Source organism: Bathymodiolus azoricus thioautotrophic gill symbiont (assembly GCF_001298715.1).
In the GTDB taxonomy this organism is placed as follows: Bacteria; Pseudomonadota; Gammaproteobacteria; order PS1; family Pseudothioglobaceae; genus Thiodubiliella.
This window is the reverse complement of sequence record NZ_CDSC02000275.1, coordinates 1-1,049: the sequence shown is the minus strand read 5'-3', so window position 1 is coordinate 1,049 and position 1,049 is coordinate 1. Positions and strand designations below refer to the sequence as shown.

2 protein-coding genes are annotated in these 1,049 nt (G+C 33.6%); one reads left to right on the top strand and one right to left on the bottom strand.

The features are described 5' to 3' along the window. The coding region (locus BAZSYMA_RS05385; RefSeq protein WP_143243117.1) for a tetratricopeptide repeat protein at window positions 1–652 on the bottom strand (652 nt) is incomplete at its 3' end. 79 nt (window positions 653–731) lie between these two features. On the opposite strand from BAZSYMA_RS05385, the gene BAZSYMA_RS05380 reads away from it, so the two are divergent. After that, on the top strand, window positions 732–1,049 hold a 318-nt coding region (locus BAZSYMA_RS05380; protein WP_143243116.1), incomplete at its 3' end, for a hypothetical protein.

Here is a 1,049-nt window from a genome sequence, read left to right as displayed (position 1 = left end):
CAGGATCAATCTTAATGACTTTTTTGTAAGCATCAATGGCTTTTTGATACTCTTTTAATTCACTATAAGAATAACCAAGATTAAAGTAACCAATCGATATATTTTTTTTATCATTTTCACGGTTAGCGCGGCCGATAAAATATTTCCATGGGTCAATTGCTGTCTTATAATCTTGCCGTATTTTTAATCTTAGTTTTTGAAATTCTGTGCCATATTTTTTAACTTCTTGTTCTATTTTTTTGGTCAACTCCCTCCCTAGACGGGGAATTTGTTTATACCTTTGTTTTATTTTTTTAAAAATAAACTCAACTTCCTTCGCAGTTTTTTTTACATTTTTTGCGTATGTTTGAATTTCTACGAATGAGCTTTCAGATTTTTTAATAAGTTCCTTATAATGGTCAATATCATCCTGAATCACAATAAACTCATATCCAGCAAGTGTCGTCAATATTATCAAAACGATACCGATTACACTTAACCACCGAGTAATTACATTTCCTTGGCTCTTTAAAACATCTTGCCTTAAATCTTGATATTTAGAGGTGTTGGTGTTGTCTGCATTTTTTTGTATGTTTTTAATGGCGTCCGATTGCCGTTCTAATTTATGTTCCAATGTCAATAATTGTTGTGATACTTTCTTGTTATTAGCCATTAATGTAGTGCCAGTTTATTTTGATTTTCGCAGATGAGGGTGTTGTTTTTTTCTATAACCAACCAAACTTTATGCGTTTATGAACATTTTAAACTACAAACTTGATACAACTAACGAACTTTTGACCTCTCGTATTGGGCTTATTACACTAGCGCATACTATCCAAGTATTGGATTTATCAAAAACAATAGATCAGCACTTCCCCGCATTGGGCAGTAATTGTGCCCTTAAAGCCTCAACCTTTATTAATACCTTGGTACTGAGCCAATATGAGGGCGGTGAATGTCTAAACGATACTGTTCATATTGCCAAAGACAAAGTTTTGCGTCTTGTTGTTAATCAAAAAGCACCAACCCCACAAGCTATTGGCACTTGGCTTAGACACTTAGGCAAAAAC